This window comes from Stenotrophomonas maltophilia (assembly GCF_013464485.1).
Taxonomy (GTDB): Bacteria; Pseudomonadota; Gammaproteobacteria; order Xanthomonadales; family Xanthomonadaceae; genus Stenotrophomonas; species Stenotrophomonas maltophilia_AW.
In genome coordinates this window covers 59,739-81,572 of the sequence record NZ_RAUX01000009.1, presented here as the reverse complement: position 1 = coordinate 81,572, position 21,834 = coordinate 59,739, and the positions used below count along the sequence as shown (strand labels likewise).

The 21,834-nt window shown below is 65.6% G+C and carries 15 protein-coding genes; 11 read left to right on the top strand and 4 right to left on the bottom strand.

The features are described from left to right. Positions 1 to 17 precede the first annotated feature (17 nt). Genes D7Y61_RS03975 through D7Y61_RS03965 form a run of 3 tightly spaced genes read left to right on the top strand, consistent with a single transcriptional unit; the run spans position 18 to position 4,747 of the window. Entirely contained in the window at positions 18 to 896 is an 879-nt protein-coding gene (locus tag D7Y61_RS03975) for an alpha/beta fold hydrolase (protein ID WP_180865196.1), read from the top strand. After that, positions 893 to 1,375 carry a MaoC/PaaZ C-terminal domain-containing protein gene (locus tag D7Y61_RS03970; protein WP_180865195.1) on the top strand — a complete coding sequence of 161 codons (483 nt, stop codon included), beginning with the start codon at positions 893 to 895 and terminating at the stop codon, positions 1,373 to 1,375. The genes D7Y61_RS03975 and D7Y61_RS03970 overlap by 4 nt, the downstream gene beginning before the upstream one ends. Before the next feature lie 36 nt (positions 1,376 to 1,411). Beyond that, complete coding sequence (locus D7Y61_RS03965) at positions 1,412 to 4,747, top strand: hybrid sensor histidine kinase/response regulator (RefSeq protein WP_180865194.1); 3,336 nt, start codon at positions 1,412 to 1,414, stop codon at positions 4,745 to 4,747. Positions 4,748 to 4,751: 4 nt separating this feature from the next. On the opposite strand, the gene D7Y61_RS03960 is transcribed toward D7Y61_RS03965, so the two are convergent. Further along, on the bottom strand, positions 4,752 to 5,426 hold the full coding sequence (locus D7Y61_RS03960) for a response regulator transcription factor (protein ID WP_154263588.1): 675 nt from the start codon (positions 5,424 to 5,426) through the stop codon (positions 4,752 to 4,754). A 129-nt stretch (positions 5,427 to 5,555) separates the two neighbouring features. Between D7Y61_RS03960 and D7Y61_RS03955 the strand changes: the two genes are divergently transcribed. Then, the gene (locus D7Y61_RS03955) at positions 5,556 to 7,202 is read left to right on the top strand and encodes a fatty acid--CoA ligase (RefSeq protein WP_180865193.1); all 1,647 of its coding nucleotides are present in this window, start codon (positions 5,556 to 5,558) and stop codon (positions 7,200 to 7,202) included. A gap of 76 nt (positions 7,203 to 7,278) precedes the next feature. Beyond that, on the top strand, positions 7,279 to 8,745 hold the full coding sequence (locus tag D7Y61_RS03950; protein WP_180865192.1) for a hypothetical protein: 1,467 nt from the start codon (positions 7,279 to 7,281) through the stop codon (positions 8,743 to 8,745). Between the two features lie 97 nt (positions 8,746 to 8,842). Here the strand turns inward: D7Y61_RS03950 and D7Y61_RS03945 are convergent, their stop codons facing one another. Both D7Y61_RS03945 and D7Y61_RS03940 read right to left on the bottom strand, forming a co-directional pair. Continuing rightward, the gene (locus D7Y61_RS03945) at positions 8,843 to 9,586 is read right to left on the bottom strand and encodes a FadR/GntR family transcriptional regulator (RefSeq protein WP_180865191.1); all 744 of its coding nucleotides are present in this window, start codon (positions 9,584 to 9,586) and stop codon (positions 8,843 to 8,845) included. A gap of 102 nt (positions 9,587 to 9,688) precedes the next feature. Continuing rightward, positions 9,689 to 12,580, bottom strand: coding sequence for a TonB-dependent receptor (locus tag D7Y61_RS03940; protein WP_180865190.1), 2,892 nt, complete (start codon positions 12,578 to 12,580; stop codon positions 9,689 to 9,691). A 241-nt stretch (positions 12,581 to 12,821) separates the two neighbouring features. Here D7Y61_RS03940 and D7Y61_RS03935 point away from each other — a divergent pair, with 241 nt between their 5' ends. Genes D7Y61_RS03935 through D7Y61_RS03910 form a run of 6 tightly spaced genes read left to right on the top strand, consistent with a single transcriptional unit; the run spans position 12,822 to position 20,818 of the window. Next, positions 12,822 to 14,261 carry a polysaccharide lyase 6 family protein gene (locus D7Y61_RS03935; RefSeq protein WP_180865189.1) on the top strand — a complete coding sequence of 480 codons (1,440 nt, stop codon included), beginning with the start codon at positions 12,822 to 12,824 and terminating at the stop codon, positions 14,259 to 14,261. Next, positions 14,258 to 16,486 carry an oligoalginate lyase gene (locus D7Y61_RS03930; RefSeq protein ID WP_180865188.1) on the top strand — a complete coding sequence of 743 codons (2,229 nt, stop codon included), beginning with the start codon at positions 14,258 to 14,260 and terminating at the stop codon, positions 16,484 to 16,486. Before D7Y61_RS03935 ends, D7Y61_RS03930 begins: the two co-directional genes overlap by 4 nt. After that, positions 16,483 to 17,787, top strand: coding sequence for an MFS transporter (locus D7Y61_RS03925; RefSeq protein WP_180865187.1), 1,305 nt, complete (start codon positions 16,483 to 16,485; stop codon positions 17,785 to 17,787). The genes D7Y61_RS03930 and D7Y61_RS03925 overlap by 4 nt, the downstream gene beginning before the upstream one ends. Positions 17,788 to 17,829: 42 nt before the next feature. Further along, complete coding sequence (locus D7Y61_RS03920; RefSeq protein WP_180865186.1) at positions 17,830 to 18,582, top strand: SDR family NAD(P)-dependent oxidoreductase; 753 nt, start codon at positions 17,830 to 17,832, stop codon at positions 18,580 to 18,582. Between the two features lie 18 nt (positions 18,583 to 18,600). Next, positions 18,601 to 19,788: a GDSL-type esterase/lipase family protein gene (locus D7Y61_RS03915; protein ID WP_180865185.1), complete on the top strand. Its 1,188-nt coding sequence runs from the start codon at positions 18,601 to 18,603 to the stop codon at positions 19,786 to 19,788. A gap of 10 nt (positions 19,789 to 19,798) precedes the next feature. Beyond that, positions 19,799 to 20,818 carry a sugar kinase gene (locus D7Y61_RS03910; protein ID WP_180865184.1) on the top strand — a complete coding sequence of 340 codons (1,020 nt, stop codon included), beginning with the start codon at positions 19,799 to 19,801 and terminating at the stop codon, positions 20,816 to 20,818. Between the two features lie 160 nt (positions 20,819 to 20,978). On the opposite strand, the gene D7Y61_RS03905 is transcribed toward D7Y61_RS03910, so the two are convergent. Next, positions 20,979 to 21,788, bottom strand: a complete 810-nt coding sequence (locus D7Y61_RS03905) for a hypothetical protein (RefSeq protein ID WP_180865183.1) — start codon at positions 21,786 to 21,788, stop codon at positions 20,979 to 20,981. Positions 21,789 to 21,834 lie beyond the last annotated feature (46 nt).

The window sequence follows — 21,834 nt, the reverse complement described above, 5'->3', positions numbered from 1 at the left end:
TTCCAGGAAGCCCCTGCATGATGCAGCCTTACGTAGATCTGTACTGGAACAGCGACGATGGCCTGCGCCTGCATGCGCGCGACCATGCCCCCGATGCCGGGCAGGCACGCCGTGGCACGGTGGTCTGCGTTCCCGGCCTGACCCGCAATGGCGCCGACTTCGACGCCCTTGCCGGCTCGTTGACCGCCGCAGGCTGGCGTGTGATCGCCGTCGACCTGCGCGGCCGCGCAGGTTCGGAGCGTGCGCATGATCCATCCAGCTACAACCCGCGCACCTATGCCGACGACATGGTGGCACTGCTGCGCTCGCAGAACATTGACCGGGCGGTGTTCGTGGGCACTTCGCTGGGTGTGCTGGTGACCATTACCCTGGCCTCGCGTGCGCCGGAGCGCCTGGCCGGCGCCGTACTGAACGACGCCGGCCCCAAGGTCCCGCGCGAGGCCCTCGCCCGGATCGGGAAGTATGCGGGCAAGCCGGTGCCACCGATGGATCTGGAACAGGCCACGGCCTACGTCGCGTCGATAGGAAAGGCGTCGTTCCCGCGATTCAGCAACGAAGACTGGCAGGCCATGGCGGTGCGTACCTTCCGCCCGCGCAGCGACGGCCTGCTGGAGCTGGACTACGACCCGGCAGTGATCCGCACCACGCGGCCCTGGGTGCTCTGGCTGCTGCGCCCGCTGCTGTGGCGCGCCGTGCGCGGGCTGACCGCGCGGGTGCCGGTACTGGTGGTGCGTGGCGCCCTGTCCGATATCCTGCCGGCCGACGTGGCGCGGCAGATGGCGGCGACGTCCGAAAGTGCCCGCCTGGTGGAGGTGCCTGATGTGGGCCATGCGCCCATGTTGGACGAACCTGAGGCCCGAGAGGCCATCCTGGCCTTGCTGGGACGGGTACGGTGAGCGGGCCCGCGGCCGTGGAGCTGCCTGATGCCCTGCGGGCCCTGCATCGATGGGCGGCAAGCGAGCGGCTGGGCGCCGCTTCACGCATCACGCAAGCGGGTATCGATGCCTTTGCCGACGCCACCGGTGACCACAACTGGATCCATGTCGATCCAGCACGGGCGAAGACGCAGCTCCCAGGCGGGCAGACCATCGCGCACGGGTTCCTGCTGCTCTCGCTCACCGTGGAGGAGGACGTGGCCGCGTTGGCCGGTTTTCCCGGCATCGCCCACGTTCTCAACTATGGCTTGAACAAGGTGCGCTTCCTGGCGCCGGTGCCCAGCGGGTGCGAGGTGCGCGTGCGCTCGGAACTGCTGTCGCTGGAAGCGCGCCAGCCCGGCCAATGGCTGCTCACCCAGCGCAAGGCCGTCGAGCGCCTTCCCGATGGCGCGCAGGCACTGGTCGCTGAGCAGCTGTCACTGATCGTACTCACGCCCTAGCACCACCCCGCCCGGTTCTCTCCCTACACTGGAGCGATGTTGACGCCCTCCGTCGTTCTGTTCGCCTGTATTGCGTGGACCGTACTGCTGTTTGGCGTGGCCCTGTGGGGCGAGCGCCAGGGGCACCGGCTGTCCCGGGCCTGGCCCGCCATCTATGCGCTGTCCCTGGCGGTGCACTGCACGGCGTGGACCTACTACGGCGCGGCGTCGCAGGGCCTGCAATGGCGCTTCCCGATTCCGCCGACGCTGGTCGGCATGGCCTTGATCTTCGCCTTCGGCCTGCCCTTCCTGGTGCGCCTGGGGCGCCTGGCCAGGCAGCACAACAGCGCCACCATCGCCGACCTGGTGGTGGCACGGCTGCGTGCAGACCAGGGGCTGGGGCTTACCATCACGCTGGTGGCGCTGTTCGGGATCATTCCCTATATCGCGCTGCAGCTCAGGGCTGTGAGCCAGGGCCTGGGCGCGCTGCTGGGCGCACAGTTCGCGCCCACCGGCTGGCGCCTGGACATGTCGTTCTGGTTCGCGCTGATCATGGTGGCGTTCACGCTGCTGTTCGGTGCACGCAAGGCATCGGCCACCGAGCACAACCGCGGCATCGTGGTCGCGCTGGGTCTGGAGTCGGTACTGAAGCTGGTGGCGTTGCTGGCCATTGGCCTGTATGCCGCGCTGTCGGTACAACAGGCCGGCACGCCGTTGCTGCAGAAGATGGCGCAGCTGCCGCCCCCGCCGATCGTTCCCGACTACCTGACCATGGTCGCACTTGGTGCGATCTCGGCTTTCACCTTGCCCCACCAGTTCCATGTCGGTGTGGTTGAACTGCGCCAGCCGTCCGACCTGAAGACGGCACGCTGGTTGTTCCCCGTCTATCTGCTGCTGATCGGGCTGCCGTCGGTACCAATGGCGCTTTCCGGCGCCGCGCAGCTGCCGGCGTCGGTATCGCCGGACCTCTATGTGCTGGCCCTGCCCAAGGCCGGCGGCCATCACCTCCTGGCCCTGCTGGCCTATCTGGGCAGCCTGAGCGCGGCCACCGGCATGATGATCCTGTCCGGGCTGACCCTGTCGATCATGCTCGGCAATCATGGCTTCGGATCGCGGCTGCTGGATGGCATCGGTGGCAGCGCAGGCACTGCCGACCTGCGTCCCCGCGTGCTGGCCTTCCGCCGCGCCGGCATTGTTGCCGTGTTCCTGATGGCCTGGCTGTACAGCCGTGCGATGAGCGGAACCGAGGCCCTCAGCGACTTCGGCCTGATGTCGTTCACTGCGCTCTCGCAACTGGCGCCGGCCGTGCTGCTGGCGGTGTATCGCCCGCGCACGCCGTCGCCGGCCATCATCGCCGGCATCGTACTGGGCTCGCTGGCCTGGCTGTGGCTGGTGCTGCTGCCGATGGTGATTCCCGCCACGCCTGCGTCGACCGACCCCGAGGCGCTGCATTGGTTGGCGATGGTCTCGCTGCGCATGCAACCGGGCCATATCGCGATCAGCATGGGCGTCAGCCTGGCGATCAACCTGGCAACGGTAGCGCTGGTGTCGCGCGCGGTGCGCCCGTCGCTGCCACGGCAGCGTGATGCGGTGGTGGCCGCGTCGCTGCGCAGGACGGCCGGGCGCTTCCTGGGCCAGGAGCGGGCGCGCCAGTTGATGGGAGGCGCCGCCGGGCAGATGCTGGATGACGAGCGGGTCACCACCATCGAACGCGAACTGACGGCCGTGGTGGGTGCAGGCATGGCACGCCTGCTGGTGGAGGCGGCGCGCGAAGGCGGCGCTGCGCCACTGGATGCCGTCACCCGTGCGGTCGGTGAGGCGACCCAGGTGCTGCGCTTCAATCAGCGCCTGCTGGAAGCAGCGCTGGAGAACATGAGCCAGGGCATCAGCGTGGTCGATGCGCAACTGCAGCTGGTGGCGTGGAACAGCCGTTACGCCGCGCTGTTCAAGTTCCCGCCGGAGCTGCTGCAGGTCGGCCAGCCGGTGGTCAACCTCACGGCGTGGGCGCTGGACGAGTTGAAGATCGGCGACAGCCCCGGCGATAGCCCCGACAAGGCCCTGCAGCGCCGTGTCGCGCACATGCGGCGTGGCACGCCACATCTTTCCGAGAGGATTTTCCCCGACGACACCATCGTCGAGATCCGCGGCAACCCGATGCCCGGCGGTGGCTACGTGGCCACGTTCACCGATGTCACCGCGTTCCGCCGCGCCGAAGACGCGCTCAAGCGCAGCAACGAAACCCTGGAACGACGCGTGCAGGACCGCACTGCACGTCTGGAACAGGCGGTGCATGAGGCCGAGCGCGCGAACGTAGCAAAGACCCGCTTCCTGACCGCCGTCGGCCACGACCTGATCCAGCCGCTGCATGCCGCACAGCTGTTGACCGACGCGATGTCACAGCATATCGAGTCGGAGTTCCTGGACAGCTTCCTGCGCCAGATCCGTGGCGCACTGGATTCCACCGATGACCTGCTGTCGGGCCTGCTGGACATCTCACGACTCGAGGCCGGCGGTCTGGTGGCCGACCCGAGGCCGTTCGCGGTGTCGAACGTACTGGATCCACTTGCACAGGAATTCGCCGTACTTGCGGCCGCCCGTGGCCTGCAGTTCGGCTATGTGCGAAGCCACGCGTGGGTTCACAGCGATCCGCTGCTGCTGCGCCGCGTATTGCAGAACTTCCTGGCCAATGCGATGCGCTACACCCGCCGTGGCGGTGTGTTGCTGGGCGTGCGCCGCCAAGGGAAGAGGTTGTCGATCGGCGTGCACGATACCGGCCCCGGCATCGCGCCGGAGCAGCAGGCCGTCGTGTTCGAAGAGTTCCACCGCCTCGATCGCAGCAACGGCCAGGGCCTCGGCCTTGGCCTGACCATCGCGCATCGCATTGCCGAGCTGCTTCATGCTCCCCTGCATCTGCGCAGCGTGCTGCAGCACGGTTCGACCTTCTCCATCAGCGTGGCACGCGCCGAACCACCCGAGGCCCCGCGCATCGTGTCCGCTGCCGGATCCAGCAGTGCGCTCAAAGGCATCCGCGTACTGGTGGTGGACAACGATCCGGTCGCACTTGAAGCCATGCGGCAGCTGCTGCACTCCTGGGGCTGCGATGTCATCACGGCTGGCAACGCCGATGCCATCGGTGCGTCGGCGCAAGCGGCTGCCCTGTGGCTGTTCGACTACCACCTGGATGAGGGCGACACCGGTGTTGCGCTGTGGAAACGGCTGATGTCGATGCATGGTGCACGGCCCACGGTGATTCTCAGTGCGGACACGGGCAGCGGGACCCGTGAGGCGGTGCGCACTGCGGGATTGTCCCTGCTGAGCAAGCCGTTCAAGCCACTGGCACTGCGCTGGGCGATCAATCACCTTCTGGCGAACGGTGCCCCGGCAACGCCCTGACCCATCAATCCGCGGGTGGCTCTTCGATCTGCCGGGACGGATCGGTCAACCCCATTTCATGCAGTACACGGATGGCCTGCGCACGGTTGCGTACGCCCAGCCGCTCCATGATGCGCGTCATGTGAGCCTTGACGGTTCGCAGCTGCACACCAAGACGGTCTGCAATCTGCTTGTTGAGCAGGCCCTCTGCCACCAGGCCCAGCACCTTGTACTGGTGCGCGGAAAGGCTGGCCAGGCGTGCGGCAAGGTCTGCGTCCCTGCTGAATGGCGAAACACGCGCAACCGGTTCGCGCAGCAGCGCCGGCATCCAGCGCTCGCCGTCGAGCACCGACTGCAGCGCCGCCTGCAGCTCGTTCAGGCCCGAACTCTTGGGTAGATAGCCGGCCGCGCCGAGATCGAGGGCGCGACGGATCACCTGCGGCTCTTCATTGGCCGAGACGATGATGATTGCCAGGCCCGGTTGCAATGCGCGGATGGTGGCCAGGCCCGCCAAGCCGTGATTGCCCGGCATGTGCAGGTCCAACAGCATCAGGTCGATCGACTGGCTCTCCAGTGTCTCGATCACGCTGTCCAGCGAGTCGGCCTCGCTGATCTGGAGATCGGCCACCGCCTCCTCGGCCGCGCGGTGCAGTGCCGCGCGGAACAAGGGATGGTCGTCGGCAATGAGCAGGGTCGGCATGTCCTGGCGAGAGTAGCAAATCACCCTTCGACAGGCACAGGTACCTAGGTACGCTGGTACGGGCGGGTGGGATGGCTAGTGTGGCCAGGAGAAGACTGGTCACCGACATGCCGCCCACGAGGAACCCTCATGCCATCCGCCCCCGCTACCGATGCCGCTGCCTATCCGCTGTTGATCAAACAACTGCTGCTGACACCCCTGGCGGTGTCCCCCGGGCAGGAGATCGTCTACGGCGATACGGTCCGCTACGACTACCGCACCCTGCATGTCCGCATCGGCCAGCTGGCGGGGCTGCTGACCTCGCTGGGTGTGAAGCATGGCGATACGGTGGCGGTGATGGACTGGGACAGCAACCGCTACCTGGAAGCCTACTTCGCGGTACCGATGATCGGCGCAGTGCTGATGATGGTGAACATCCGCCTGGCACCGGAGCAGATTGCCTACACACTGAATCACAGCGGTGCACGGGTGCTGCTGGTCAATCGCGAGTTCCTGCCGCTGTTGGATGGAATCGACGAACAGCTACCCGATCTGCGCACGCGCATCCTGATGGAAGATGCCCATGGGCCGCTGCCGGCCGGTTTCGTCGCCGAGTACGAAGCCGGGCTGCGCGACGCTGCGGCGGCCAGTGAATTTCCTGATTTCGACGAGAACACCCGCGCGACGGTGTTCTACACCACCGGCACCACCGGCTTGCCCAAGGGCGTCTCCTTCAGTCATCGGCAACTGGTGCTGCATTCACTGGCGGGGATGGCTGCCCTCGGCAGTGCGGCCAGCCAGGGACGGCTGCACCGCGACGACGTCTACATGCCGATCACCCCGATGTTCCATGTTCACGCCTGGGGATTGCCATACGTGGCAACCCTGATGGGCATCAAGCAGGTCTATCCGGGGCGCTACCTGCCGGGAAATCTGTTGGCGTTGATTGCCCGCGAGAAGGTGACCTTCTCGCACTGCGTGCCGACCATCCTGCACATGCTGCTGGAACATCCTGACGCCGCGCAGGCCGACCTGCGTGGATGGAAGGTGATCATCGGCGGTGCCGCCCTGCCCCGTGCGCTGGCCCAGCGTGCATTGGCGCGGGGTATCGATATCTTCGGCGGCTATGGCATGTCCGAGACCTGCCCACTGCTGACCGTCGCGCAGATTGATGTGGACGCCTCGACTGATCCGGATGAAGCGCTGTCAATGCGCACCAAGGCCGGTATTCCGGTGCCGTTGGTGGACCTGCGCATCGTCGACCCAGACATGGCCGATGTCGCCCACGATGGCCTCGCCACTGGCGAAGTGGTGGCGCGTGCACCGTGGCTCACCGGGGGCTACCTGCACGACCCGGCAGCATCGGCGGCGCTCTGGGCCGGCGGCTACCTGCACACGGGGGACATCGGCAATATCGACGAAGGCGGTTACCTGCGGGTGACCGACCGTATCAAGGACGTGATCAAGACCGGTGGCGAGTGGATCTCCTCGCTGGCTCTGGAAGACATCATCGCGCTGCACCCGGCCGTCAGCGAGGTTGCGGTGATTGGTATCAGCGACACGAAATGGGGCGAGCGCCCGTTGCCACTCGTGGTCAGGAAGCCTGGCAGCGAGGTGAGCGAGGGCGAAATCATCGAGCTGGTCGCAGCGCGCAGTCGTTCGGGGGATATCTCACGCTATGCGATTCCGGAGCGTGTGAGTTTCGTGGAATCGATCGAGCGGACCAGCGTGGGCAAGATCAACAAGAAGAAGCTGCGCGGGCTGCATGATGCGGCGGTGGCGTCGGGTAGAGACTGAGAGATCTGGCCTCCGGCTTGCTTCTGTTTGCGGATGCCGGGAAGATTGCCCGGACTTGATGAAGCAAGGACGCGGCATGGCAAGTGTACTGAAGCTCTATCTGCAACCTCTCAATGCGCCGAAGTGGCCGCCGGGATACACCCATGCAGACATGACGGTGGCCTTCGCCCCACCCACCATTTCGCCACTGCCACATCCGCACGCCGTCGACATTCTGTTCGCAGCACTCGACTGCGGCTACGGGAACGTGCTCGCATTCCTTGGGCCACCGGGAGCCGTGCCTGGCCCGGGATTCGCCAACATGGGCGTGATGACCAAAGCGGATTGGAAAGCGCTTGGTACGTACATCTACGGAAAAGTCACACTGTTGGGCGATATCTTCGGCACTGCCGCAGGGGCTGGCGGTCCCTGCGTCAATACCCTTCCGTTTGTGCGCAAGCTCGAAAAGAACGAGAAAGGCAGCTTCAGCTATTTCCTCGGCATGGTCTATGCCCGCTATGCACTGGAGCAGGCTGTCGTTGCTGCGCCGGCAGCCCCGGGTTTCGTGAGTCGCATCCTTCACTTCCACACTACTCAAGGCAGCCCCATCCAGATCCAGGGATTGCCCATGGCCCCGGTCGCCGGGGCTGCAGATGCTCCAGATTTCCTGGTCCAGTTGAACAATGGCACGTGGGGGCTGCTCGAAGCCAAGGGCTCGTTGGGCGCACGAGCAAACAGCACCTTCCATGAAGCCCAGCAGCAGGTTGAGCAGTACCCGGCGGTCAATTTCTCCGTAGGGATCGGCGCGCCTGCACTTCTTGCCATCAATTTCTGCGCCATCAGCTACGCCTATGTTGAAAACGGAAATCTGCAGGTCGAGTACATCGATCCCGAGCCGGATAATGACCCTCTGGAAAGGGTGAGACGGGGCGAGGCATTGGCGAATCCCATTTTCATGCCCGCTGCAGACTGCCTCCGATTCCTGCAGGCCTGCGGACATTTTTCCAGCCAGGCTGAGGATGGCGGCGAAGCAGAGCGATACATGCGCTGGACGCGCTCCAAGGACGGTCTCTGGTTGGGAGTGCCCAAGGATATGTGGAACAGTTTCGAGAAACTTGCCGACCTCATGACGCTGTTCCAAGCAGTCTTTGGAAAGGGATGCGTGAACAGTTGCGCCCCTTTGATCGGGGCGGATTCGATCGACTTCGAAGTGACATTTACCAGGATGGCAACGACCCGCCTGCAGCGCCTTGCCGATGACGAAGCCTTTATCTTCAATCAGCACGCATCCCGTCAGCTTGCCAGGGTTGATGCCTCACGGCACTCAAATGAGGCAATCAGGCTGGGAGAATTCGCCAGGGACGTCGCCGATCCTGCGTCTGCCAACGGCATGATCCAGAGCCTGAATAGACTGTTGAGTTCGCTCCGCAGATTGTCCGAACTGAAGCTTGCTGACAAGCGCGAACGATACATCAAGCTCCTGTCCAACGGCCTCTGCATCGCCGACGACGCAGGGCGGCGGTACCTGGATGTCGACCCGCCTTTCAATACCGAGAGGTTCTAGGTTGGAGCCAACTGATTCGCTGTGATTGCCGGCCAGCGGCCGGCACTACCGACGCGCAGTCGCAGTACAACACGCTGCGCCCGCGCGAAGACGCCCTTCAGATCCGCGTCGTGGCCATGAACCGTTCGCGGTCCTGCTGCGTGCGCCGGCGGATCGCTTCCAATGCCTGGCTTTCGGTGGCCTGCAGCATGGCTTCGAACAGACGCTGGAAGTGATGGCGCATGGCATTGCGGGCCGCCACCGGATCGCGGGCGCGCAGTGCTTCGAAGATCGCCATGTGCTCGTCGGCCCGACTGGCGCCGTCGTCATGGCAGACCCGTGCATAGACTTCGGTCACCCGCGGCAGTTCGCTGCGCATGCGCCAGATCTGCTGCACGAAGAACTCCACCACCGGGTTCCCGGAAAGGCGCGCGATGGTCAGGTGGAAGCGGCGGTCGTACTCCCCCGCCTCTTCATCGCTCAGGTCCCGACGGCAGAGGGCTTCGGCCAGTACCTGCAGTTCAGCGATACCGGCATCATCCAGATTGCTGGCAGCCAGCGCGGCAGCCTCGGCCTCGAATACCGCGCGCGCAGCGGTAAGGTCGAACGCACTGACATCCGGCAGTCCACCCGGAACCTGCGTCGGGCGCGGCTTCACATGCACGCCCGAGCCAATGCGGATCGCGATCCAGCCCTGGGCCTCCAGGGCAATTTCAGCCTCGCGGATGGTCACCCGGCTGACACCGAACCGTTCGGCCAGCTCACGCTCACCTGGCAAGCGCGAGCCCGGCGGGAATTCGCCGTCCTCGATCAGCTTGCGGAGCTTGGCAGCGATGGTCTGGTAAAGACGGTTGGCGGACATGCGGCTGACCCTTGGCGATTCCTTCCGGGTCCCTGCCCTGCCACCGCGGCCGGCAAGGGTCCGGTTGGAGCGACGGCGCGACCACTGGCCGCGCCGCCCTGTTCAGAACTTGTATCGTACACCGAAATACGCACGCCGCCCGTAGGTCACCACTTCGCGGAAGTTCCCATAAAGCGGCTGGTAGGCCACGCGTGGCTCGTTGGTCAGGTTCATCAGCTCCAGCGACAGCGACAACTGCTTGTTCACCCGGTAGCGCAGGCGCAGGTCCACGCTGGTGTTGTCATCGTAGTAGCGGTTCTGCTGCGCGGTGTTGCCGGTGAAGTCCTGGTAGTAGTGCGAGCGGAACTTGCCGATGGCCTGGATGTTGAAGCGCCCGACGTCCCAGTAGATCGAGCCGGACAGCACGTGCCGCGAGAAGCCGCTGAGGCCCGCCGGCGGCACGATCGCCGGAATGATCGTGCCATCACTGGCCAGCTGCTCGCCCAGTCGTGAGTCCTGGGTCCGGTAGTCGGCATCGGCGTAGTTGTAACTGACCTTGAAGCCCAGTCCATCGAACGGCTTGGGCAGGTAGGACAGTCGATGGGTGGCGGTCAGCTCGAAGCCGGTCAGCGTGCTGTCCTCGTCGGTGGTTACCTGCTGGCGCACCGGCACGGTCACGCTCTGGCCGTCGATGGTGTAGGTCTCAGGCACCAGCGCGGTGGCGGTGCCACCGTTGAACTGCTTCCAGTACACCGCGCCGGCCAGCATCGTGTCCGGGTTCGGGTACCACTCCAGTGACAGGTCGCCGTTCCAGGACATCAGCGGTTGCGCGGCGGGGTTGCCGCTGGCGCTGATGTCATCCAGCGCGTCGGCCAGATTGCCGTAGGTGGCATCACTGCTCACGTTGATGGTGCGCCCGGCACCCAGCGCGGCGATGTCCGGCCGTGACATCGCGCGGTAGGCACCGACTCGCAGCAGTACGTCCGGGCGCAGTTCGAAGGCCGCATTGAGGCTGGGCAGCAGCTTGTCGTTGCCCGCCTTGAACACCTGCGTGCTGTACTCGCCGGTGGGTTGCAGGCGGATTGTCCCGTCACCGTTGTCCTCGATACGCAGCCCGGTACGCACGCCTTCGGAACGAACATCGGTCTTCACCCAGCGCAGGCCCAGGTTGCCCGTCACCGGCAGCCCGAACAACGTGCTGCTGAACTCGCCCATCAGATAGAGCGCGCGTGTCTTCTCGGTGACATCGACATTGTTCGGGTCCTGGAAAGCCGGATCCAGCCCGCTGTCGAGGCTGCCGCGGAACGACTGGTACAGGCAGTCCGGATCGAAGTACGCCCACGAGGAGATCGTGTTGCCGCTGGCGGCATCCATGAAGTCATCCTGCGGGAACGGGGCACGGCAGGCCTGGTTGGCGGCGATGATCTTCGCCTTGTCGGCCGCCACGCGCTGGTCGTAGTCGGTTACCAGGGTGTTGTCGCGCAGGCGGTAGCCGGCCTGGCTGGCACGCACGCCACCCTTGATGCGGGTGAAGAAGCCGGACTCGGGCATGAAGCTGGCATCGAAGCGGCCGGCCTTGATCTTGTGGTCGTTCTCCGTTGCGCTGGAGGTGACGCGCGCGGCACCGGTGTAGGCGTCCCAGTTGTTGGGATCGAAGCTCGGGGCCAGAGCAACACTGGGCACTTCGCCGTGCCAGTCCCAGTCATAGTCCACGTAGCCGGTGGCACCGCTGCTGATGCCTGGCACGACCGCATTGTTGACGTCGCGCTGGTTGGCGCGCAGTCGGGTCATCCGCTCGCTGTCGAGGCGATTGGTGTGCGAATACGAAAGATCGGTGGACAGTTCCCAGGCCGGGGTCGGTCGCAGGATCAGGTTCAGGCCCCCCCCGGTGTATTCCTCGCCGCGCCAGTAGCGGTTGGAGGTGGAGTCGATCGAGGTGCTGCCATGCAGATGGCGCACGATGCCCTCTGCGTCCACGTCGCGCCGGGTGATGCCGCGCCGTGCGTTGGACAGGCTCAGATCGCTGCGGTTCTCATGCCAGTTGCGCTGCGTGTGTTCGAAGTCGAGGTTCACTTCAACCACTTCATTGGGCCGCCATTGCAGTGCGGCGAACTCACTCTGCCGGTCGTTGCGCTCCTGCTTGAGCCGGTAGATGCGGCTGCTTGGCACCAGGTAGTAAGGTGCGCCGTTGGCGATGGCCTGCGCGGACACTTCATTGCAGTTGGCATTGCCCACGTTCTGCGTGCCATCGCAGGCATACCAGGTGGAGCCGCTGGTAATGCTCTCTTCCGGGTCGGTGCCGTCCAGACGCTGGAAACCCAGCGAAATGCCCAGCTTCTGTCCGTTGCCAAACTCGAACTGGTCGATGTAGCTGGCGGTGCCGCGATAACCGATGCCGTCGTCGTCGCGATACTTCTTGTCATACTCGGCCCAGCTGCCACGCAGATCGATCTGCGCCGCCCGCTTGCCGTACTCCAGTGGGCGCACCGTTTCCAGGCCGATGGTGCCAGCCACGCCCCCCTCAATGATGTCGGCGCGCTGGGTCTTGTAGATGGCCACGGTATTGATCAGCTCGGCCGGGAACATGTTGAAGTTCACCGAGCGGTCGCCGCTGCCGTTGGTGATCTCGCGGCCATTGAAGTTGGTGCTGCTGAGGAAGGCGCCCAGGCCACGGATGGAGATTTCCGAGGCCCCGGTCTTGTCGCGGGTCGAAGCGGCGCCGGTCAAGGTCTCGATCGCGTCGGCCAGCGAGGGCGCTGGCAGGTCGCCGATGTCATCGGCCGAGAGCACGTCGGCGATGACGGTGTCGTCGCGCTTCTTGTTGATCGAACTCTGCATCGATTCGCGGATGCCGGTGACCTGCACCTGGTCCAGCGTGGTGGGATCCTGCCCTGCCGCGTCCTTGCTGGATTGCGCCTGGGCCGTGGGCAGGCCCGCCAGCACGGCCAGCAGCGCCGCGATCAGGGGTGTGGGGGACAACGAGATGCTGTGCACTGCTCCGGCGGGTCGCCGCATGGTTTCCTCCTCCCAAAGGATCGCCTGCACGCCAGGCGTGGGACGCAGCTTCGACACGGCGACATGAAAATGTCAACCAATTGGTATGCGATTGTTGAAATGCCTTTTATCCATACCAATTGATCGCAGTTTAATGTGCTGCTGCAGCATGACTTTGCGCGAGAGCTGGCTTACAACAGACCCGGAAGTGGTATGCATACCCACCCTGAAACGACGGCCCGGCCGCCCCTGGAAGGATTTCATGCGCATTCACTCGCTGGCGCGTCACCCGTCCAACATTCCATCACTATTCTGCCTGGCTACTGGTCTGGCCATGTGCCTGACCACTTCAGCAGCAAGTGCAGCCAGCTGGCTCGTCCACGATGTCGCTGAGTTCGCTACCGCCGCAGCAGCGCTGCAGCCCGGCGATGAGATCGTGCTGGCTGACGGCATCTGGAACGATGCCCGGTTGCTGCTGAAGGGCCAGGGCACGGCAGCCGCACCGATCGTGCTGCGCGCGCAGACCGCCGGCAAGGTCGTCCTCAGCGGACGCTCGGACCTGCGCCTGGTGGGGAGCTACCTGCAGGTGTCCAACCTGGTGTTCCGCAACGGCTATGCACCGGGTGATGCGGTGGTGGCGTTCCGCGAATCAAGCAAGGCCGTCGCCAGCAACAGTCGCGTCACCGGCCTGGTGATCGACGACTACACCAACCCCGATGCCAGCGACCAGGACTACTGGGTTTCCTTCTATGGCAGTCACAACCGCCTCGATCACAGCCAGCTGCGCGGCAAGACCAACGCCGGACCCACGGTAGTGGTGGTGCGAGATGCCACCCAGGGCCTGGACAACCAGCACCGCATCGACCACAACTGGTTCGGGCCACGCCCAGCACTGGGTGTCAACGGCGGTGAAACGATTCGAGTCGGCACCAGTGACACCTCGCTGAGCAATTCGAACAGCACGGTGGAGAACAACTGGTTCGAAGGCTGCGACGGCGAGACCGAAATCGTCTCCAACAAATCTGGCGGCAATACCTACCGCGGCAACGTGTTCTACCGCTCGGCAGGAGCGCTCACGCTACGCCATGGCAACGGCAACCGGGTGATCGACAACGTCTTCCTCGGCGATGGCAAGGCAGGCACCGGCGGCGTACGCATCATCAATGCCAACCAGACCGTCAGCAACAACTACTTCGAGCGCCTGGCCGGCTCCAGCAACCGTTCGGCGCTGGCGGTGATGGATGCGCAAGTCAATCCGCCGCTGTCCGGCTATGCACCGGTGGTCAATGCCACCATCAGCCGCAACACCTTCGTGGACGTGGCGAAGATCAGTTTCGGCGTCGGCCACGATGAGGCGAAAGGCATCGTCGTGGCCGCCAGCAACAGTCGCTTCACCGGCAACCTGATCGTCAACCGCAGCAGCAGGAACCCGCCCAATGCCGCCAGTTCGCTGGCCGGTATCGACTTCAGCGGCAACGTGCAGTCGCCGGCAGCCAGCACCGTGTTCCCGGGAGGCGTAGAGAGCCGTAGCGTCAGCCTGCAGCAGGCTGACAGCGGACTATGGGTGCCCACACCTGCCCTGCCCGTCGTGGGCGCCGATCCTGCCCTGGCGATGACCGCGCGCGAGGCGACCGGCGTCGCCTGGTATCCCAAGGTGGGCGAAGTTGCCCTGTCACGCACCCGCAATGGAGTTGATCGATGAGGTTGCAGCCGCTGTTCGTTTCCCTGGCTTTGGCCGCCCCCTTCGCCCTGCTGCCGAGCGCATCGCTGTTCGCAGCCCCCAATGCTGCCGCGCGACAGGCCGAAGCCGCGCCGGTGCTGGTCACTGCCGCACAGTGGCAGCAGATGGCCAGCGAAGGCAGCCGCTACCCGTGGTTCGCCAAGGAACAGTCACGCGCGGAAAAATCGCTGAAGAAGATGATGCAGGCCGGCATCGATGTGCCGGTGCCCAAGGACAAGGGCGGCGGCCTCACCCACGAACAGCACAAACGCAATTACCAGGCGCTGCTGGCGGCCGGCACGCTGTACCGGCTGACCGGTGACAAGGCCTATGTCGACTACGCGCGCGACATACTGATGCAGTACGCCAAACTCTACCCTACCCTGGGCCCGCACCCCGAAGGCCGCGGACAGATTCCCGGCCGCGTGTTCTGGCAGGTGCTGAACGATTCGGTATGGCTGGTGAACGCCATCCAGGGCTATGACGCGATCCGCGATGCGTTGCCCGCCGCCGACCGGCAGACCATCGAATCACAGGTGTTCCGGCCGATGGCCGAATTCCTGGTGAGCGAGCCGAAGAACTACGACCAGATCCACAACCATGCGACCTGGGCAGTCGCGGCCACCGGCATGACCGGCTATGTGCTGCGTGACCAGGAACTGGTGGAGAAATCGCTGCGCGGCAGCCAGAAGAATGACCAGTTCGGTTTCCTGCGGCAGATCGACCTGTTGTTCTCGCCCGACGGCTATTACGAGGAGGGCCCGTACTACCAGCGCTATGCGCTGGCGCCGTTCCTGCTGTTCGCCAATGCCATCGAGCGCAACGAGCCGCAGCGGAAGATCTTCCAGCGCCGCGATGGCGTGCTGCTGAAGGCGGTGGATGTGCTGGTGCAGACCAGCTATGACGACCTGTTCTTCCCGATCAACGATGCGATCCTGGACAAGGGCATTGACACCGAGGAACTGGTGGCCGGCATCGGCATTGCCTACGCGCGCAGCGGTGATGATCGTCTGTTGTCGGTGGCACAGAAACAGAAACGGCTGCTGCTGTCGCCTGAGGGCCTGCAGGTGGCGCAGGCATTGGCGGCCAACAAGGCCAAACCGTTCGACTTCCAGCCCATGCTGCTGCGCGATGGCCCGGCCGGCGACCGCGGTGGCCTGGCGATCCTGCGCATGAACGGTGAACGCGGCCAGGCGCTGGTGCAGAAGGACACCATGCAGGGTATGGGCCATGGGCATTTCGACAAGCTCAACTGGCTGTTCTATGACAATGGCAACCCGGTGGTGACCGACTACGGCGCGGCCCGCTTCCTGAACGTGGAAGCCAAGCGGGGCGGCATCTACCTGGCCGAGAACCGCAGCTGGGCCAAGCAGACCGTGGCGCACAACACCCTGGTGGTGAACGAGACCAGCCACTTCAGGGGCGACTGGAAGCGCGGCGAAGAACACGCACCGCAGGTGCGCTTCTTCCAGGCCGACGCCGATACCCAGGTGGCCTCGGCCAGCATGCGCGATGCCTACCCCGGCGTGGTGTTCACCCGCACCCAGGCGCTGCTGCGCCACCCCGAACTGGGCCTGCCTGTGGTGCTGGACCTGCTGCAGGTGCACGGCGACAAGGCCGCGCGCTACGACCTGCCCCTGCACTTCAACGGCCACATCGTCACCACCGGCTTCGAGGCCGAACATTTCCCAGCGCAGCGTCCGGTGCTGGGCAGCGATAACGGCTACCAGCACCTGTGGCTGGATGCGCGCAGCAAGCCCGGCAGCGAACCGCGCACGCTGGCCTGGCTGCTGGATGGGCGCTTTTACACCTACCGCTTCGGCAGCAGTGCGCCAGCGCAGGCGCTGCTGGTGGAAAGCGGCGCCAACGATCCGGAGTTCAACCTGCGCCGCGAGCCGGCCCTGCTGCAACGCGTGGAGGGCCAGAAGGACGTGACCTTCTACAGCGTGCTGGAGCCGCATGGCGAGTACAACGGCACCGCCGAATACGTGCACGGCGCCGACAGCCGCATCAAGGAGATCGTGCGCAGCCGTGGCAGCGATGCCGAGGTAATTGAACTGCGCCTGGCCAGCGGCGCCCGCATCGCCCTGGGCGTGGCCGACGACAGCACCGCCAAGGGCGAGCACAGCGTGACCGTCGATGGCCACGCCTACCGCTGGAGCGGCAGCCACGCGCGCATGGACCGCAGCAAGGGTGACGCGCGATGAACGGCCCGGCGGTAGTATCCAGCCTGCGCAAGGTGCCGGTGCGGTCGGCGGTGCGCTGGCTGATCGTCGGCCTGATTGCGGTGGCCACGGTGATCAACTACATCGACCGCAACGCACTGGCGGTGATGTGGCCGGAGATCGCCAAGGAAGTGGGCGCAACCAAGGATGACTACGCGCTGCTGGTAACGGTGTTCATGCTGTTCTACGCGGCCGGCCAGTTCCTGTTCGGCCGCCTGTTCGACATGATCGGCACGCGGCTGGGCTTTGCCCTGTCGATCAGCGTGTGGTCGATCTCCATCGCCCTGCATGCGGTCACCCATTCGATCCTGTCCTTCAGCCTGGTGCGCGCGATGCTGGGCATCAGCGAGGCCGGTGCATGGCCGGGCGCGGTGAAGGCCAATGCGGAATGGTTCCCGGCGCGCGAACGGGCGCTGGCGCAGGGCGTGTTCAATGCCGGTGCGTCGGTAGGCGCGATTGTCTCGGCACCGGCCATCGCCGGCCTGTACCTGTGGCTGGGCTGGCGCGGCACCTTCGTGCTGGTCGGTGCCATCGGCTTCCTGTGGCTGCTGCCCTGGCTGTTCGTCTACCGCGCCGGGCCGGACAAGCACCCGTGGGTGAGCGACGCCGAGCGCCGATTGATCCAGGAAGACCAGGCCGGACAGCAGGCGGTGGCCGCGCCGAAGGCGAGCGTGCGTGCGCTGCTGGCCCATCGGCAGAGCTGGGGCATGCTGGCCTGCCGCTTCCTGCTGGACCCGATCTGGTGGCTGTTCGTTTCGTGGCTGCCGATCTACCTGGCCGAAACGTTCGGCTTTGACATCAAGCAGATCGGCCTGTTCGCCTGGGTGCCCTTCGTCGGCGCCATGCTGGGCAGCCTCAGCGGCGGCTGGCTATCGGGCCGGCTGATCCGCGCCGGGCGCAGCGTGGACCGCGCGCGCAAGCTGTCCATCTCGCTGGGCTGCGTGATCATGGCCCCGGCCCTGCTGGGCGCGGTGCTGGCCAACCAGCCGCTGCTGGCGGTGCTGGCGATCGCTGCCGTGCTGTTCGGCTTCCAGGTGGCGATCGGCAACATCCAGACCCTGCCGGGCGATCTGTTCGACGGTCGTTCGGTGGGCACCCTTGCCGGTCTGGGTGGGCTGGCCGCCGTGGCCGGCACCCTGATCACCACCTGGCTGGTGCCGGTGCTGACCCGCCATTCCTACGCGCCCATTTTCATTCTTGTCGCTGCCCTGGTGCCGCTGTCGCTGGCCGCGCTGTGGTGGTGGACCGGCCCGATCCACAAGCTCGACCGCCCCGGCCGTTGATCCCACGTTTTTCATTCCCCCGCAAACCAAGGAGTTCCCCGCATGTCGTTCAAGGACAAGGTGGCCATCGTCACCGGTGGTGGCCGTGATATCGGTCGCGCCGTCTCGATCAAGCTGGCCGCCGCCGGTGCACGCGTGTGCATCAACTACGCCAACGACGAAGCCAGCGCGCAGGACACGCTGGCCGCCGTCCTGGCCGCCGGTGGCCAGGCCATCGTGCACCGCGCCGACGTGACCGACGCCGCTGCCGTGGCCCGCCTGGTGGCCGCCACCCAGGCCGCCTTCGGTGAGCGCATCGACCTGCTGGTGAACGTGGCCGGCGGCATGGTGCAGCGCCGCCCGCTGGCCGACATCGATCCGGCGTTCTTCCACACCGTGATGGACCTGAACCTCACCTCCACCTACCTGACCACCCACGCAGTGGTGCCGCACATGGGCGAAGGCGCGGCCATCGTGAACTTTGCTTCGCAGGCAGGGCGCGATGGCGGCGGCCCGGGCGCTTCGATCTATGCCACTGCCAAGGCGGCGGTGATGACCTTCACCCGCGCCATGGCCAAGGAACTGGGGCCGAAGGGCATCCGCGTGAATGCACTGTGCTGCGGCATGATCGCCACCCGCTTCCACGATGAATTCACCAAGCCGGAAGTGCGCACGGCGGTAGCCGGTGCGACCCCGCTCCGCCGCCAGGGCGTGCCGGAAGAGGCGGCAGATGCGGCGGTGTTCCTGGCCTCGGACGCAGCGGCCTTCATCACCGGTGCGAACCTGGATGTCAACGGCGGCACCTACTTCTCCTGACCTGAGCGGACATTTCCCATGCAGCGCTGGATCACCCTGCTTTCGCTGGCTCTCGGCGCTGCCGTGACCGCCCCTGCCGCCCAGGCCGCACCGGTCTGGGTCACAGCCTGGACTGCGTCGCCTGCGCCCGACCGCAAGGACGGCACGCCCGATACCCCGGTGCAGTTCGCCGCGCAGACCGTGCGGCAGGATATCCGTATCGGCAGCCGCGGCGATGCGCTGCGCCTGCGCATCAGCAACGAGCTCGGCACTGCGCCACTGCACGTGGAGGACGTCCGCGTGCGGCTGAAGGATGGCAAGGCCGCCGCATTGCCGGTGACCGTAGACGGCCGGGGCGCCATCGATGTGCCGGTCGGCGCTGCGCTGCTGAGCGATCCGGTGCGCCTGCCAGTGTCGGCGCTGCAGGAAATCAGTGTCAGTGCCTACTTCCCCCAGCCGACCCGGCCGGCAGTCCGCCGGACTGAACTGCGCGTGGTGGATGGCAGGCAGGACGACGTGGCAGGCAGTGTCCGGCTGAGCTACCAGCAGAACGTGTTCTCGGCGGTGCAGGTGCAACGTGGCGAGCGCCCGCAGGTGATCGTGGCGCTGGGCGATTCCATCACGGAAGGCGCCACGGCCCGTCGCGGCACCTTCAACCAGTGGCCCGAGCGCCTGGCGCAGCGGCTGCAGCAGGCCTGTCCGGACCGCTTCGTGGTACTCAACCAGGGCATCAGCGGCAACAAGCTGCTCGACCATGGGCGCAGTCACAGCGCCCTGTCGCGCCTGGATCGCGATGTGATTGCAGTGGCCGGTGCGGATCAGGTGATCCTGTTCGAAGGCATCAATGACATCCGCAACGGCGGCGGCACGCAGCCGGTTTCCGGCCGCAATGCACCTGACATGCTGCTGGGCTATCAACAGGTGGCCACGCGCCTGCACGCGCACGGCATCCGTGCCTGGCTGGGCACGCTGACCCCGTTCGGCGGTTCCGAGCGCTATGAGCCAGTCTCGGCTGCCACGCGTGCTTCGATCAACCAGTGGGCCCGCGGCGGCAGGACCGGTTTCGACGGGATCATTGATTTCGATGCCGCGCTGCGTGATCCGAAACTGCCCGAGGCACTGCCAGCCGACATCACCCGCGACCATCTGCACCCCAACGACGAAGGCTACCGGCGCATGGCCGATGCCATCGATCTGGATATGCTGGGCTGTGCCGCCACGCGATGAAGGGAGAGCCATGAGTCGTATTGTCTGCTTCGGTGAGTTGTTGCTGCGACTGGGGGCCCCTGGCAACGAGCTGTTGCTGCAGACGCCGCGTCTGCAGGTTCATGTCGGCGGTGCCGAGGCCAATGTGGCCGTCTCGTTGGCCTGTCTCGGCCATGACGTGCAGATGGTCAGCACCGTGCCCGGCAACGTGCTGGGGCGGCATGCGGTGGCCGAGCTGCGTCGGAACGGCGTGGGCACGCAGGGCGTGCAGCACGTGGACCGCGATCGGATGGGACTGTACTTCCTGGCAACCGGTGCGCTGCACAGGGCCAGCGAAGTGGTCTACGACAGGGTCGGCTCGGCCTTCGCCAACGGCAACGCCGACGAACATGATTGGCCTGCCCTGCTGGAGGGGGCGCAGTGGCTGCATGTCTCGGGAGTGAGCCCGGCATTGGGTGCCAATGTCGCCGCATCGGTGCTGGTCGCCTCGCGCGCAGCCCGCAAGGCAGGCGTGCGCGTATCGTTCGACGGCAACTACCGGCCGTCGCTCTGGCAACGCTGGGGCGGCAACGCTTCGGCCATCCTGCGTGAACTGTTCGCCGAGGCGGACATCGTCTTCGCCGACCATCGCGATATCGAACTGGTGCTGGGGCTGCGCTTCACCGAGGACAGCGCCATCGCGCGGACCGAAGCCGCTGCCTCAGCCGCCTTTGCCGCATTTCCGCAACTGCAGTGGCTGGCCTGCACCCAACGCGAAGTGGTGAGTGCCGACCATCATGTGCTGGGCGCATTGCTGCTGGGACGCGACGGCACCCGTGCGCAGGCTCCCCCTCGGCCATTGATCGGCATCGTTGACCGGATCGGTGGTGGCGACGCGTTCGCGGCAGGCGTGCTGCATGGGCTGCTGTCCGGGTTCGATGCACAGAGCAGCGTGCGCTTCGGCCTGGCCTCGGGGGCATTGAAGCATTCCATCCCCGGGGACTTCAGTCCTGCACGCGAGGCCGACGTCTGGGCGCTGCTTGACAGTGACCAGTTCGACGTTCGTCGCTGAACGGAAGGACGGGCAGATTCTGGCCGGAATGCCCGACCACTACGCGCGTTTGACCGCGAGCGTCAGCCTATGCTGATGCTGCTGTGGATTCTGGTCGTGGACAAGCTGCCGAACCAGAATGGCCTGTGGGAAGCGCTGATAGGTCGTCGCGCATTCCGCGCTACCACGCGGGAATCGCCTCGACGCCGATCTTGAACAGGAGGTCACGCTTGCCGTCGGCATCATGTTCATTGTGTTCCAAGGTACTCAGTGGCCAGCGTACGAAGGTTGCACAGATTCCGGCGGGCTCGGTCTGCGCGGATACGTCCCTGGCCCAGTAGGGTTTCCTGGGATCGACGCCGCGTTCAAGCCACTGCTCCACGTCCTCGGTTGTGCCATGGCGCAGTGAGGCATCGATTGCCAGCAGGCCGATCGCACGACGCCCTTGCGGTGTGTCCGCCTTGTTCCAGGCAGCGAGCGCTACGGCCTGCAGGAACCGGTAGCGCTCCTCGCTTACCGGGGGCAGGCCTTGGCCGTCACGGCCTTCGATGACATCGCTCCGCACCAGGCAGAACAGCTGGGCCGGCGTCAGCGTCGGGTCGTTGGCGCTCAACGCCGCCTGCATGGCGGGTAGATCGTCCTGTTCGATGGCAGGTTGCAGGCGCTCACGATGTGCACTCATCGCCTCACGTTCCGCCTCCATCGCGGTGAGCTCATGGCGCGACATTGCCAAGGGGTCGAACAGCGGCGAAGCGAAACCGGCCAGGAAACTGGCAACGTTGATGAATGCCGCCGCCAGAACCACGAGGATGAGCCCAAACCGCCGAAGGCCTGCCCACCAGGCAATCACCGCGACCACGGCGCCGCCGACGAATGCTGCCATTGCCGCGCACAGCAGCAGAATCGGAAGCATCATCATCACGCCCATCCCGGCGTAATGCCCTCGCGGCCTGGCCAGTGGCAGGATTGCACTGATCAGGTAGGTCAGCATTGCCACGCCAATCAACGCGCCGAGCGCCAGGCACCAGCGTCGAAGC

Bases quoted from the DNA above. Each gene is read 5' to 3' on its own strand.
- D7Y61_RS03975 (WP_180865196.1), top strand. From the start codon at position 18: ATGATGCAGCCTTACGTAGATCTGTACTGGAACAGCGACGATGGCCTG.
- D7Y61_RS03965 (WP_180865194.1), top strand. From the start codon at position 1,412: ATGTTGACGCCCTCCGTCGTTCTGTTCGCCTGTATTGCGTGGACCGTA.
- D7Y61_RS03960 (WP_154263588.1), bottom strand. From the start codon at position 5,426: ATGCCGACCCTGCTCATTGCCGACGACCATCCCTTGTTCCGCGCGGCA.
- D7Y61_RS03955 (WP_180865193.1), top strand. From the start codon at position 5,556: ATGCCATCCGCCCCCGCTACCGATGCCGCTGCCTATCCGCTGTTGATC.
- D7Y61_RS03950 (WP_180865192.1), top strand. From the start codon at position 7,279: ATGGCAAGTGTACTGAAGCTCTATCTGCAACCTCTCAATGCGCCGAAG.
- D7Y61_RS03945 (WP_180865191.1), bottom strand. From the start codon at position 9,586: ATGTCCGCCAACCGTCTTTACCAGACCATCGCTGCCAAGCTCCGCAAG.
- D7Y61_RS03940 (WP_180865190.1), bottom strand. From the start codon at position 12,580: ATGCGGCGACCCGCCGGAGCAGTGCACAGCATCTCGTTGTCCCCCACA.
- D7Y61_RS03935 (WP_180865189.1), top strand. From the start codon at position 12,822: ATGCGCATTCACTCGCTGGCGCGTCACCCGTCCAACATTCCATCACTA.
- D7Y61_RS03930 (WP_180865188.1), top strand. From the start codon at position 14,258: ATGAGGTTGCAGCCGCTGTTCGTTTCCCTGGCTTTGGCCGCCCCCTTC.
- D7Y61_RS03925 (WP_180865187.1), top strand. From the start codon at position 16,483: ATGAACGGCCCGGCGGTAGTATCCAGCCTGCGCAAGGTGCCGGTGCGG.
- D7Y61_RS03920 (WP_180865186.1), top strand. From the start codon at position 17,830: ATGTCGTTCAAGGACAAGGTGGCCATCGTCACCGGTGGTGGCCGTGAT.
- D7Y61_RS03915 (WP_180865185.1), top strand. From the start codon at position 18,601: ATGCAGCGCTGGATCACCCTGCTTTCGCTGGCTCTCGGCGCTGCCGTG.
- D7Y61_RS03910 (WP_180865184.1), top strand. From the start codon at position 19,799: ATGAGTCGTATTGTCTGCTTCGGTGAGTTGTTGCTGCGACTGGGGGCC.
- D7Y61_RS03905 (WP_180865183.1), bottom strand. From the start codon at position 21,788: ATGCTGACCTACCTGATCAGTGCAATCCTGCCACTGGCCAGGCCGCGA.